Source organism: Paenibacillus validus NBRC 15382, assembly GCF_004000985.1.
Classification (GTDB): domain Bacteria; phylum Bacillota; class Bacilli; order Paenibacillales; family NBRC-103111; genus Paenibacillus_G; species Paenibacillus_G validus.
This window is the reverse complement of sequence record NZ_BIMH01000015.1, coordinates 56,172-68,637: the sequence shown is the minus strand read 5'-3', so window position 1 is coordinate 68,637 and position 12,466 is coordinate 56,172. Positions and strand designations below refer to the sequence as shown.

Below are 12,466 nucleotides of genomic sequence, written 5' to 3'. Positions count from 1 at the left end.
GCTGCGCAAAGTTCAGGTGCTGTGGCGGAGCCATGCCCCTGCCTCAGCCGCATCCTCCGCCATCGATTGCGTATCCGCCCGGTACGCCTGCCGGCCGCGCACGAACGTCGCGCTGACGCGGCACCCGAACCTTCGGCCGACATAAGGACTATACGCATGCCGCTGCTTCAAATGCCCGCTCTCCAGCGTATACCCCCGCTGCAGATCGGCCAGCGCCAGGTCCGCGTCGGCGCCGACGGCGATCTCCCCTTTGCGGGGATGCAGACCGAAGCGCACGGCCGGATTGAGCGACAGCATACGGCACAACAGCGGGAGCGGCAGGCCCCGCTTCAAATGGCCTTCGTCCACCATCAGCTCCAACGAGCTTTGCGCGCCTGCAATGCCGCCCCAAGCCTGAAAGAAATTCGAGCTTTGCTTCAGCTCCAGCGGACTCGGGGAATGATCGGACGCGATGATGTCGATTTTGCCGTCCGCCACCGCTTGCCACAGCTTCATTTGATCCTCGGCGCTTCTAAGCGGGGGCGCGCACTTGGCGACCGGTCCCATCCGCTCCATGTCGTCTTCGGTCAGCACGAGGTAATGCGGGCAGGTTTCAACCGTCACATCCAAGCCGCGATCCTTCGCTTTACGAATAATCCGAACCGATTCCGCACTGCTGATATGGACAAAATGCAGCGCGCACCCAGTCTCGCGCGCCATTTCGAGCGCTTGGCGCACAGCGGTCCGTTCCGCGGATATCGGCCGGGACGCCGCGTAATCGCGAGCGCCGGTGCGCCCTTCGCGGATCGAATGCCCGGCGAGCGAAGCGACCATGCTTTCATCCTCGGCATGCAGCGCCAACACGCGGTTCAGCCTGGCAATGCGCTTCATGCCTTCCCGCAGCGTCGCATAGTCGGCGCGCCGGAACCGTTCTTCGCCTTCGCCGCCCGGCTCGGACATGAACGCCTTGAAGCCGATCACCCCGGCCGCGGCAAGCGGTTCAAGTTCCTTCAGGTTGCCCGGAACGAGCCCGCCCCAGAGCGCATAATCGACGCTGGAGCGATTCGCCGCCGCCCGCAGCTTCTGGGACATGGCCGCCACCGAGACGGTCGGCGGCAGTCCGTTCAAAGGCATATCCAGGAAGGAGGTGCAGCCGCCGGCGGCCAGCGCCTTCGAACCGCTCTCGAAGCCTTCCCAATGGCCCATGCGCGGCTCGTTCAAATGAACGTGCGCGTCAACCATCCCCGGCAGCACATGAAGTCCCCGGGCGTCAAAGTGCCTTGATGCTTCACCCGTGATATGTTCGGCCAACCGGACGATCCGGCCGTCCGCTACGCCGATATCCAGACGGCGAACTTCGTGCCGCAGCACGACAAGCCCGCCGGTTATTTTCAAATCCAGCATACGCCCATCCCCTCTCGGCTTCGTCCGTGTTCCCCGCCCGGCGGATTCAGCTGCCCCGGTACGTGCTGTATCCGCCCGGCGCGACCAGCAGCGGCACGTGGTAATGCTCCTGCCCGTCGGCTATGCGAAATCGAACCGGCACCTGCTCCAGGAACGTCGGCACGCTGGCGCCGCCTGCCGTCTGGCGGGCGCTGTACCAATCGCCGACGTCAAAAACAAGCTCATAGGTGCCGGCCAGCAGATCGCCGCCGGCCAGCAGCGGCGCATCCAAGCGCCCGTCGGCGTTCGTCGTCGCTTCGCGCAGCTTCACGGCTCCTTCCGGCGTCATCCGGTATAACGCGACCCGCATCCCTGCGGCAGGCCGGCCGCCGGACAGCTCCAGCACATGCGTCGTCAGACGCCCGCTCATGTGAGGGCGGCTCCCTGCGCCTTCTGCGCAGCCTGCGCTTCAGCGAGGTCTTCCTGCGTCATGGAGAAGCCCTGAAACCCGAAAGGCGGTCTAGGCTCGGTAAATACCTTGGCTTCGGAAGAGCCCGCCGCCGACTCCGCTACCGTTTCCCACGTGCGGTTGTTCGACTCGAACCAGATGCGCCCGAGCTGCGGGAAACGCTCCAAGATGCGCAAGCCGATCACGTAAATCAGACTTTGAATGGACGCGCTGTTCACCTCGTGAAACACGGTATGCGCGATATCGGCGATTTGCTCGGGGGCCGCGTAAGCTTGGCCGTCGAGGGCGTCGTCGGCCTTCGCGTACTCCCAACCGATGTTCAAATAAATGAACAACGGGCGGTTGAAGCTCTCCGGCAGCGTCGTATACTCGTCGCGGACGAAATTCGCGAAGGAACTCCCGCTGACTTTGATCAAATGCAAATTCGTGATTTCGGCCGATTGCTTGACCGTCTCCAGGCTTTGCCCGGTCCGCTCCACGCGAACCGTAAATCGTCCGCTCTCGTTGCGCGAGCGGCGGTACACGAGCCCGCTGCCGCGAAATTCGCCGTTCCCCGCCGCAATCGGCACCGCATCGAACGGCAGCCGCTCTGCCGACAGCTCAACGCCGGACATATGCGCGTACTTATGCAGGAGCAAGCACGCCGCATGACGAAGGAACGCTTCAACCGTCGAGCCCTCGAAATCGGCGGCATGCCGCAGCATGAAATTTTTCATCGAATCGGTCGCCACCACCATGCTGTTGTCCGCTTGCGTGAAAGAAGGCAGGAACGCATCCCCGCTGACGGAAACCGTGACATTCAGGGCGAAAATGACATTGTCCGACCCCGTATAGGCCGATTCGGGAATCGGGCTGACTTCAAGGGGTTTGACATACGTGCGGTAGACGAGCACATCCCCTTTGCCGTAATACATGGTTCGTTTGCCATAGCCGGTAGTCATAACGCAATCGTTCCCTTCCTGTAGAATCAAATCGTCCAGCCGAAAACGGGTAATTTGGGCGATCTCCGTCATCGCTTGACGCTGCTCTTGTTGCACATTGTGTTCGAGTCTGGCCAGCATGGCTTCGAGAATCAGCTCCTTGGAGCTGCCCTTCACCGCCATGATGAACGGGAATCCGAATTTGCCGGTATACGCCGTATTGATGCGGGTAAACATGTCGTATTCGTCGACGCTCAGCTCGTTCAACCCGACGCCCCGCTGCTCTTGGACCGACAGCTCGCTCATCTGGAGACGCCCGGCCAAATCCGGGTGCGCCCGGAGCAGCGCCAGACGCTCCTCCCGCGAAGCGCCGTCAACTACCCGCAGCATCGCGCGGTGCAGCTGCTCCGAGTCTGCGAAAGGCCGCGCCGCATAAGCACGCTCGGCAACCCATGGCGAATGCTCGAATACCGCGCCGAGCGCTTCGACAAACCCGGCCTGCGTCATTCGATTCAATTGGCCGATTGAAATGCGATGGATCGTTGTCATTCGCGGTTCCGCCTTTCTCCTTTCTCAGGTAAAATCGCGCTCGCCGGCATTGCGCCGCCCGCACCTGTTCCGCACCGCAGCGTCCGCAGCGCGCATAATGCCGCCGTACCCCGTGCAGCGGCACAGGTTGCCGGACAGCGCCTCCTCCACGTCGTCCCGGCTCGGAGCCGGGCACTGGTCAAGCAGGCCGACCAGAGAGACGGCCATTCCCGGCGTGCAATATCCGCATTGAAAGCCGCCTTCCTCGAGGAAGGCTTGCTGGACCGGATGCAGCCCGCCGTCGTCGCCGGCCAAACCTTCGATCGTCGTGACCGAGCGGCCCTCCACCTGATACGCCATCAGCAAGCAGGCATTCATCGGCTTGCCGTCCACCAGCACCATGCATGCGCCGCAGCGGCCGATTTCGCACGAAATCTTCGTGCCTGTCAGCCCGAGATCCTTGCGCAGCACATCCACCAAACGGCGTTCGGCGGCAACCGCCAGCTCCAAAGGCTTGCCGTTCAAGGTACAAGCCAGCCGGTTCACCTGTTCCGGTTGCGGCAGACTGCTCATCGCGCTCCCCCCTCTTCAAACGGATCGTCCGCCATAAGCTCTTCCGGGTTGATGGGGAGTGAAGTTACCCACTTGCCGACGGCGTCGCGGACGGCGGCGGCGATCGCCGGAGCTACGGCGACCGTACCGATTTCGCCGATCCCCCGCGGACCGAACGGATCGCCCTCCGGCAGCCCCTCGATCGCATCCAGCTGGAAGCCGGCGGGCGTATCCTTCACCGTTGGAATCAAATAAGCATCCAGATTGCGGGTCAAGTATTGCCCGCCCTCCATGACAGCGTCCTCCGTCAGCGCAAATCCGATGGCCATGTGGCTGCCGCCTTCAATCTGCCCGACATACCCCATTGGATTGACGACAGGTCCGGCCGCGACCGCATGGTACTGATCGGTCACCCGCACACGTCCGGTCAGCAGGTTCACCTCGACTTCGACGGCCACCGCCGTGTACGTATGCAAGAAATGCGCCCCCACCCGCTCATCCGGCGTCGTCGGAAAGTGAAACGCCGTCTCGCAGGCGATCGGCGTTTCCGTCCGTTCCGACAGCTCACGGTATCGGATGACCGGCTCCGCTTCGCAGCTTACCGCCGTTCGCCAGATGCCGCCCGGACCGGTCTTTAATTGATCGGCCGGAACGCCGGTCAGCCTGGAGGCCGCTTCGAGCAGCATTCCCGCGAACGGCGCCTCCATTCGCTGAAGCGCCTGCCACATCATGCTCGTCGCCCGCGAGGCGGTGCTGGAGCCGCTGTGCGGCACACGGGCCGTATCGCCGATGACGAGCTCCAGATCTTCCTTGGCGCAGCCGAACCGCTCCGTCAGCATGATTTGCAAGGAAGCGAGCAGCCCTTGCCCGAATTCCTCGTAGCCGAATGCCGCTTCAATGCGGCCTTCGGCATTCAGGCGGAGGCGGCCGCCAGCCGGGTCCGGAAGACCGAAGCCAAGCCCGGAGCCGTGCATGGCGATGGCGGCGCCAATTCCCCTGCGCAGCCACTTCTCCCGGGTGCTGCCCGCCCGTCTTTCGCCCATAGCCGGCCACGCCTCGCGCTCTTCGCCCGCCTTCGACGATCCCGCGAGCTCTTCATTCGCGGCCGGCCACGCCGCCTGCTCTTCCCGCGCCTTCCTCCGCATCAGCTCGGAGCCGGCCACCGACGCCCACACCTGGCGGGCGCCGTCTGTCGCCACGATCCGCTGGCCGAACGGCCCGGGATCGTCCGCTTCCCGCAAGTTGCGGCTGCGCAGCTCCCACGGATCGATGCCCGCCGCTTCCGCCAGCCGGTCGAGCTGCCCCTCCATCGCGAAAATCACCTGATTGCCGCCGAAGCCGCGAAACTCGCCCGATACGCCGTTGTTCGTATACACGGACAAGCCTTCGATCGCGACGTTCGGAATCCGGTAAGGCCCCTGCGCGTGTTCCGTCGCGAAGTTCAAGACCGGTTCGCCCAGCGTGGCGTAAGCGCCGGTATCGGCCACGATGCGCACCTCATGGGCGAGCAGCTTGCCGTTCGCGTCCATTCCCGTGCGCATCGTCACGCTCATCGGATGACGCTTCAATCCGGCGCGAACCGATTCCATCCGCGATTGGTGCAGCTTGACCGGCCGGCCGCTCTTCAAAGCCAGCAGCGCCCCGTAGGGCTGCACGTTCAGTTCGTCCTTGCCGCCGAACGAGCCGCCGATCGGACTGGACACGACGCGAATGCTCGGCTCCGGCATCGCCAGAATACGCGACAGCTGAAACCGGTCTTTATAGCCGTGCTGCGTCGGCGCATAAACCGTAAGTCCTGCGCCGTCCGGCTCCGGGACGAACAATCCGCCTTCGGTTTCCATATAGACGTGCATTTGACGCGGGGTCCGGTACGTATTTTCCGTAACGAAAGCACAGGCCGCGAACGCCTGCGCGGCATTCCCCCGCTCAAAATCGGTGCGATGCAGCACGTTCCCGTTCGGATGCAGCTTAGGCGCATCGGGCCGCAGCCCTGCTTCCGGGCTGTCGATGACCGGCAGCGGCTCGTAGACCACCTCGATCAGCGTCAGCGCATATTCGGCCAGCTCCTCGGTTTCAGCCGCAACCGCCGCCACGGCATCTCCGGCGAAACGCACGCGATCCTCGCACAACACCGGCTGATCGGGAACCGCGATACCGAACAGGTTCAAGCCCGGCACGTCGCGATGGGTAAGCACCGCATGAACCCCCGGCAGCCGCTGCGCCCGGCTCGTGTCGATGGACAAGATCCAGGCGTGCGGATAAGCGCTTCGCAAAATTTTGCCGTACAGCATGCCGGGCATGCCCATATCCGTCAAATACGCAAGCCGTCCGGTCACCTTATCCGGTCCGTCCGGGCGTATGTGCCAGCGTGTTCCTGCCATCGTTCTATCCAGTCTCATCCTGCCCCTCCTCTCTCAGTCCCCCCGGCAGCCGGCGCGCTCCTCCAGGAACGCCGTCAGCAAATGGGCGGCTGCACGCTTGCGGTATGCCGCCGTAGCGAAAGCATCCGCTCCGCCGTCGAACCCTTCCATCACGGCTTGATGCACGCTGCGCCTCAAGTCCGCGCTCCATACGCTTCCTTCCAGCAGCGCCTCAGCCTCCGCCAGCCGGCAGGCGACCGCAGCGGCGCTGCCGGCGGCCAACCGTACGCCGCGCAGCCTGCCCGCCGCATCGAGCCGAAATTGTCCGGCTACCGTCACGACGGAAGGACAGAACCCTTCGCGCCGCCCGACTTTCTCGTAATAGCCGCAAGCCTCTTGGTCATCCGCCTTCCTGCTCCAGCGAACCTCCTTCAGCAGGCGCGTCTCCTTCGCGGAGCCTCCGACCGCACGCCGCTGCTCCAGCCAGGCGCCGACCGGCTCGGCCACCGACCCGCTGCCGTCGTACCATACCAGCTCTGCGTCCGTCACGGCCAAAGCGGGCAGCGAATCGCCCGAGGCCGACATGACGTTGCCTCCGATCGTACCCAGGCGGCGAATGGAGGGAGCCGCGATACGGCGGCAGGCTTCCTTCAGCAAGGACGGAGCGTCCCCCCATCGCTGACAAGCGGCGAGCGTCACGCCCGCACCGATTCGAATCGCTGCCCCGCCCGCTTCGCATACCTGCAGTTCAGGTACCGATTCAAGGCTGATCAGATGCCCCGGCATGATCGCCGTCCCCGCTTCCCACTGCGTTCGCAGCAGCGTGCCGCCGGAGACGATCACGGCCTGCTCGCCCAGCGTCCTCTTCAACTGCCAAGCTTCCGCCAGCGTTCGCGGCTGCCACACCCGCTTCCGCATATCCGGCAAGGGATATTCGCCAACAGCCATCCGCCTCACCTCGCTTTTCCAGACTCATCACGTTCACCTCTAGTGGCGCTGCTCCCGCAAATACGGAAGTCCGAGCGCTTCGGGGCCGCCCGAAGGCTTGCTGCGCGTTTTCCAGCCGACATACATCAGTACGCCGATGGTGATCAGGTACGGCATCATTTTCAGAAAATACGAAGGAATCGGGGTTCCCAGCAATTGAATGCGGAAGCCCAGGGCATCAAGCCCGCCGAATAAATAAGCGGCGAACAAAGCGCGAACCGGATTCCAACGGGCGAAAATAATGAGCGCCACCGCGATCCACCCGCGTCCGGCCGTCATCCCTTCCGTCCAGCTGGGCGAATACGCCAGGATCAAATACGAGCCGGCCAAGCCCATCAGCATCGAGCCGAGCACGACATACGTGTAGCGAAACAGCGCCACCGGAATGCCCATCACGTCCGCCGTCCCCGGACTATCGCCGACGGCGCGGAGATGCAGCCCCCAGGACGTACGGTAAATAAGCGTGTGCAGCGCGACGACGAGCACCAGGCTGAACCATACGATCCAATCCTGATGCGCCAGCAGCCTGCCGGCGAACGGCACGGCTTCCAGCCACGGCAGATCGAGCTTCGGCACGGAGCCTGGAATCGGCTGGCCGCTGAACTTTTTGCCCAAGTAGGCGCTTAATCCGGTGCCGAACAGCGTAATGGCCAGACCGCTGACGGTTTGGTTCGCATGCAGCGTAACCGTCAATAAGGCGTGCAGCCCGCCCAACAGCGCCGTACCCAGCAGCGCCGACAGAAGCGCGAGCCCCAGGCTTTGGGTCGTGATATAAGTCATGCAGGAGAGCACGGCTCCCATCAGCATGATGCCTTCCGTACCGAGATGAATAATGCCCGCCCTCTCCGATAAAATCCCCCCGAGCGCGGCAAGCAGCAGCGGGGTCCCGGCGGAAATCGCCGCGATCAGCAAAGTAATCGTGAATTCCAACGTGAACAGCCCCCTTCGACCGCCGGTCGACTCCCGGCTCCTTATGCTTTATCGCTGCGGCTGCGGCGCAGCCGGTATTTTCCGAAGTGATCCCCGGCAATCAGAAAGAATAAGATCGCGCCCTGGAGCATCAGCGACATGGACGACGGCAGCCCGATCGTCTGCACGCTGTAGCCGCCGACAATCAGTGCGCCGAACAGCACGGACGACACAAGCAGGCCGGCCGGATTCAGCTTGGCGAGCCAAGCGACGATAATGGCCGTATACCCGTAACCGGGCGACAATCCGTACATCAGCCGGTGCGTCACCCCGGACACCTCGCTCATGCCCGCAAGTCCGGCCAGGCCGCCGCTGATCAGCATCACGACGATAATGTGACGGTTCACCGCGATCCCCGCGTACTTGGCCGCAGCCGGATTCGCGCCGAGCAAGCGAAGCTCGTAGCCCCAGCGCGTGTAGTTCATCCAGACCGCGTATAGAATGACCGCGACCAGACCATATACCAGCCCCAGGTGAAGCCGCGAGCCGCCCAGCGTCAGCAGCTGCTGCGCCGGCGGAAATTCCGCGGTGCCGGGGAAGTTCATCCCTTTCGGATCTTTCCAGGGACCGAACACGAAGAAATTCAGCAATAGAATCGCCACATAATTCAACATTAAAGAAGTAATCAGCTCGTTCACCCGGAACAGCGTACGAGGCAGGGCCGTCAGCAGCCCCCACAGCGCGCCCCCGGCCATCCCGGCGATCATCATAACGGGAATCGCCCAAAGCCCGCCGAGCTCCGGCCAATAAATCGTAACCGCCGTCGCGGAGATCGCACCGGCGATCAGCTGTCCTTCCGCTCCGATATTCCAAATCGAAATGCGGTAGGCGAACGAGACGCCGAGTCCGCATAATAGCAGCGGAATCGCTTTGACCATCGTTTCGCTGATGCCGTAGCTGGAGCCGAAGGCGCCTTGAAGCATTTTCAAATAAACGGCGATCGGGTTCATGCCGTTCAGCGCAATAAACAACCCGCAAAACACCAGCGCCAGCCCAACCGACACGATCGGCATCCACCATACGCCAGATGGAGCGGAGTTCAGCTCCAGGCGAAATTTAGGCTTGTCGGCGCCCCCGGCTTCCGCCGTCTGCGCCTTTGCTCCCCAAGCTCCGGCTGAGGGTTCGGTACTCATATGGCTTCACCTCGCGATTCCGGTAAGCCGGCCATGGCGGAGCCGATATCGCCCCGGTCCAACGTCCCGGCTCGAAATTCGGCTTGAATCGTGCCGTTAAACAGCACGAGCACACGATCCGACAGCTTGATTACTTCGTCCAAATCCTCGGATATGAGCAGGATGCCCGTTCCGCCTTCGGCGAGCTCCCGAAGCATGCGATGCACCCCGTCAGCAGCCCCGACATCGAGACCCTGCGTCGGATGCACGGCAACGAGCAGCTTCGGCTTCTGCTCCGCTTCGCGGGCGAGCACAAGCTTCTGCTGGTTGCCTCCGGACAGCTGGCGCACCGGCGCGTCCAGACCGGGCGTCTTGACGTCGAACTTCCGCACCAGCTCCTCGGCCCACCTGCGGTTTCCCCCTTTTCGCAAGAAGCCGAGACGCGAACGGGCCGGGGTACGATACGACTTGAATAATAAATTATCCGTGACGCCGAGCGAGCCAGCTAAGCCGCTTTTCATCCGGTTCTCCGGAATATGGGCGACACCCAGCTCAATCAGCCTGCGCACGCTGGGCGTCTGCAGCTCCCGGCCGTCGTATACGACCGTACCCGACTGCCAGGGGCGCAGTCCCGTCAACGCTTCCGCCAGCTCCTTCTGCCCGTTGCCGGCAACCCCGGCGACGCCGACGATCTCGCCCTTGCCTACCTGCAGCGTAACGCCCTGCAGCGCCTGGCGACCATGGTCCGCGTTCACCTGCAGCCGCTCCACGGCGAGAATCGCGCCAAGCGCCTCCCGCTGATCCCGGATCGGCGACGGACCGGCATGATTCGCCGTTGCCGCCTCGATCGACCGCCCGACCATCAGCTGCGCCAGCTCCTGTTCCGACGTATCCTCCTTGGCGACAGATGCGATCATCTTTCCTTTGCGCATCATGGACATCACATCGGCAACCGCCATGACCTCCCTCAGCTTGTGGGTCGTAATCATGACCGTCTTGCCTTCCTGCTTCATCGACCTCAGCGTGCGGAACAGCTCTTCCGCTTCTCCCGGCGTCAACACGGAGGTCGGCTCGTCAAGGATGACGATGTCCGCCCCGCGGTATAACGTCTTCATAATTTCCACGCGCTGCTGCTCGCCGACGGACAGCTGCCAGACCGGCCGGTCCATCGGAACGCTCAGGCCGAATTTACGAGCCAGCTCTTCCAGCTCCCGCTGCTTGCTCCGCATCCAGCCTTTGCCTCGCCAAACGCTGCCGCGCTGGCCCAGTACAATATTCTCCGCTCCGGTCATCGCCGCCACCAGCCGAAAATGCTGGTGGACCATGCCGATCCCGAGCTTCATCGCGTCCTTCGGACCGCGAATGTGGACCGGCTTCCCGCCGATGCGAATCTCGCCTTCGTCCGCGCGGTACACGCCGGATAATATCGACATGATCGTGCTCTTGCCGGCCCCGTTCTCGCCGAGCAGCGCATGAATCTCGCCCCGCCGAACGGACAGGTCGACGCCGTCGCTTGCGGTTACCGGGCCGAACCGCTTTAGGATACCGGTCATTTCAAACGCATATTCCGTCATTCGAGTCAGCCTCTCTTCTTCACCCGGGGCCTTCGGCTAGCACAAATCCCTTCGCGGTTACGAAGGGATTTGCATCATGGGAAGCCCGTTTTATTTCGGGATCGTGCCTTCAACCCCTTTGACAAACCAGTTCGTGCTTAAAATATCCGCATCCGCCAGCGTCTTGCCTTCTTCCACCTTCACACTGCCCGCCGCATCGTAGATCGGCCCTTTGAATACGTCAAGCTCGCCGCTCATCACCTTGGCCTTGGCATCCTCGACCAGCTTCTTCACGTCGTCCGGCACGTTCTTGCCGAGCGGCGCCAAATCGACGATGCCGTCCTTCATGCTGCCCCAATATTGGCCGGGCTTCCATTTGCCCTCCATGACTTCCTTGACCACTTGCGTGTAGTAAGGGCCCCACTTCCATACCGGGGACGTGATGTACGCTTCCGGTGCGAACCGCGACATATCGGAATCGTTGCCGATGCCGAACGCACCGCGCTCTTGAGCCGCCTGCAGGCTGGCCGGAGAGTCCTGGTAAGCGGCGATGACGTCGGCGCCTTTGTCCAGCAAGCTGACGGCGGCTTGCCGCTCCGTCGCCGGATCGTACCAGGTGTTGCTCCACACGACGTTGACTTTCGCGTCCGGATTGACGCTTTGCGCACCCAGCGTGAACGCGTTGATGTTATAAATGACTTCCGGAATCGGGAACGCGCCGACGTAACCGATCACGTTCTTTTTCGTCATTTTACCGGCGGAGATGCCTGCCAAATAGCTGGCCTGATAATTGCGTCCGAAATAGGTGCCCATATTGTCGGCCGTTTTGTAGCCGGATGCGTGCATGAAGATAACCTTCGGAAACTTCTTGGCGACATTCAGCGTGTATTCCATGTAACCGAAGCTTGTTGTAAAAATGAGGTCGTGGTTTTGCGCCAGCTCCGTGATCACCCGCTCGGCATCGGCGCTTTCCGGTACGTTCTCGACGAAGTCAGCCTTGATGCCCAGCTCCTTCTCCATCTGCAAACGCCCTTGGTCGTGCTCGTACGTCCAACCGCCGTCACCTGGAGGTCCGATGTAGACGAATGCGACGCGCGGTGCCTTTGTCTCTGTCGGCTTCGCCGCCGTATCCGCAGGCTTCGGATCAGTCGTCCCTGTCGCAGCCGGTTTCGCACTTTCTTGCGAACAACCGGCCACCCCCACAATCATGGCCAAAATCAACATCAATGCCGCCGTCCATACCTGAGTCAGTCTCATTGCGCTCTCCTCCGCATACATGATTTAGATCATTTCGTTTACTTGGGCACCATCGTTGTCTTTGAAGTAATTTCACTATAAGTCAGCGGCATGTATACGTCAATTAATATGACATTATTTTGTTTTTTGTGCTAAAAAGATGCGCTGTTTTTGTGAAATAATCACCTTTATCGGTATATACATAACATATAGTTGACACAACATGGAGCTTCCTCGTGTATTCGCCGTCCTATGCAGTCCTCCCTGCGCCCAAACCCGCTCAGCCGGACCCGTCTCGCGCAAATAGCGGAGCTTTCATTCGAAAATAACGTAACCACGATGCGCGATTCGCCTAAACCTCGCAGCTCGGTCCCTCCAGCATAACGATGCCCCTTACAGTTCCGCTATTTACTTCCAC

General features: G+C 62.1%; 10 protein-coding genes. All 10 read right to left on the bottom strand.

All coding sequences use genetic code 11. From position 1 onward, the window contains the following. Nucleotides 1-12: 12 nt before the first annotated feature. Entirely contained in the window at nt 13-1,383 is a 1,371-nt protein-coding gene (gene allB / locus PVA01S_RS12460; protein ID WP_127607897.1) for an allantoinase AllB, read from the bottom strand. A gap of 46 nt (nt 1,384-1,429) precedes the next feature. Continuing rightward, nucleotides 1,430-1,792, bottom strand: coding sequence for a hydroxyisourate hydrolase (gene uraH, locus PVA01S_RS12455; protein ID WP_054797881.1), 363 nt, complete (start codon nt 1,790-1,792; stop codon nt 1,430-1,432). Beyond that, a complete protein-coding gene (gene pucL / locus PVA01S_RS12450; RefSeq protein WP_372813248.1) occupies nt 1,789-3,300 on the bottom strand; it encodes a factor-independent urate hydroxylase in 1,512 nt (503 codons plus the stop codon). The genes uraH and pucL overlap by 4 nt, the downstream gene beginning before the upstream one ends. Nucleotides 3,301-3,324: 24 nt before the next feature. Continuing rightward, nucleotides 3,325-3,852 carry a (2Fe-2S)-binding protein gene (locus tag PVA01S_RS12445; protein WP_054799823.1) on the bottom strand — a complete coding sequence of 176 codons (528 nt, stop codon included), beginning with the start codon at nt 3,850-3,852 and terminating at the stop codon, nt 3,325-3,327. Beyond that, nucleotides 3,849-6,230: a xanthine dehydrogenase subunit D gene (gene pucD, locus PVA01S_RS12440; RefSeq protein WP_127607896.1), complete on the bottom strand. Its 2,382-nt coding sequence runs from the start codon at nt 6,228-6,230 to the stop codon at nt 3,849-3,851. The genes PVA01S_RS12445 and pucD overlap by 4 nt, the downstream gene beginning before the upstream one ends. A 15-nt stretch (nt 6,231-6,245) precedes the next feature. Beyond that, nucleotides 6,246-7,139, bottom strand: coding sequence for an FAD binding domain-containing protein (locus PVA01S_RS12435; RefSeq protein WP_127607895.1), 894 nt, complete (start codon nt 7,137-7,139; stop codon nt 6,246-6,248). A 39-nt stretch (nt 7,140-7,178) separates the two neighbouring features. Next, nucleotides 7,179-8,108: an ABC transporter permease gene (locus PVA01S_RS12430; RefSeq protein ID WP_054799742.1), complete on the bottom strand. Its 930-nt coding sequence runs from the start codon at nt 8,106-8,108 to the stop codon at nt 7,179-7,181. Between the two features lie 41 nt (nt 8,109-8,149). Continuing rightward, on the bottom strand, nt 8,150-9,280 hold the full coding sequence (locus PVA01S_RS12425; RefSeq protein WP_054797203.1) for an ABC transporter permease: 1,131 nt from the start codon (nt 9,278-9,280) through the stop codon (nt 8,150-8,152). Next, entirely contained in the window at nt 9,277-10,833 is a 1,557-nt protein-coding gene (locus PVA01S_RS12420; RefSeq protein WP_127607894.1) for an ABC transporter ATP-binding protein, read from the bottom strand. The genes PVA01S_RS12425 and PVA01S_RS12420 overlap by 4 nt, the downstream gene beginning before the upstream one ends. 90 nt (nt 10,834-10,923) lie before the next feature. Then, nucleotides 10,924-12,069 carry a BMP family ABC transporter substrate-binding protein gene (locus tag PVA01S_RS12415; protein WP_054799741.1) on the bottom strand — a complete coding sequence of 382 codons (1,146 nt, stop codon included), beginning with the start codon at nt 12,067-12,069 and terminating at the stop codon, nt 10,924-10,926. Nucleotides 12,070-12,466 lie beyond the last annotated feature (397 nt).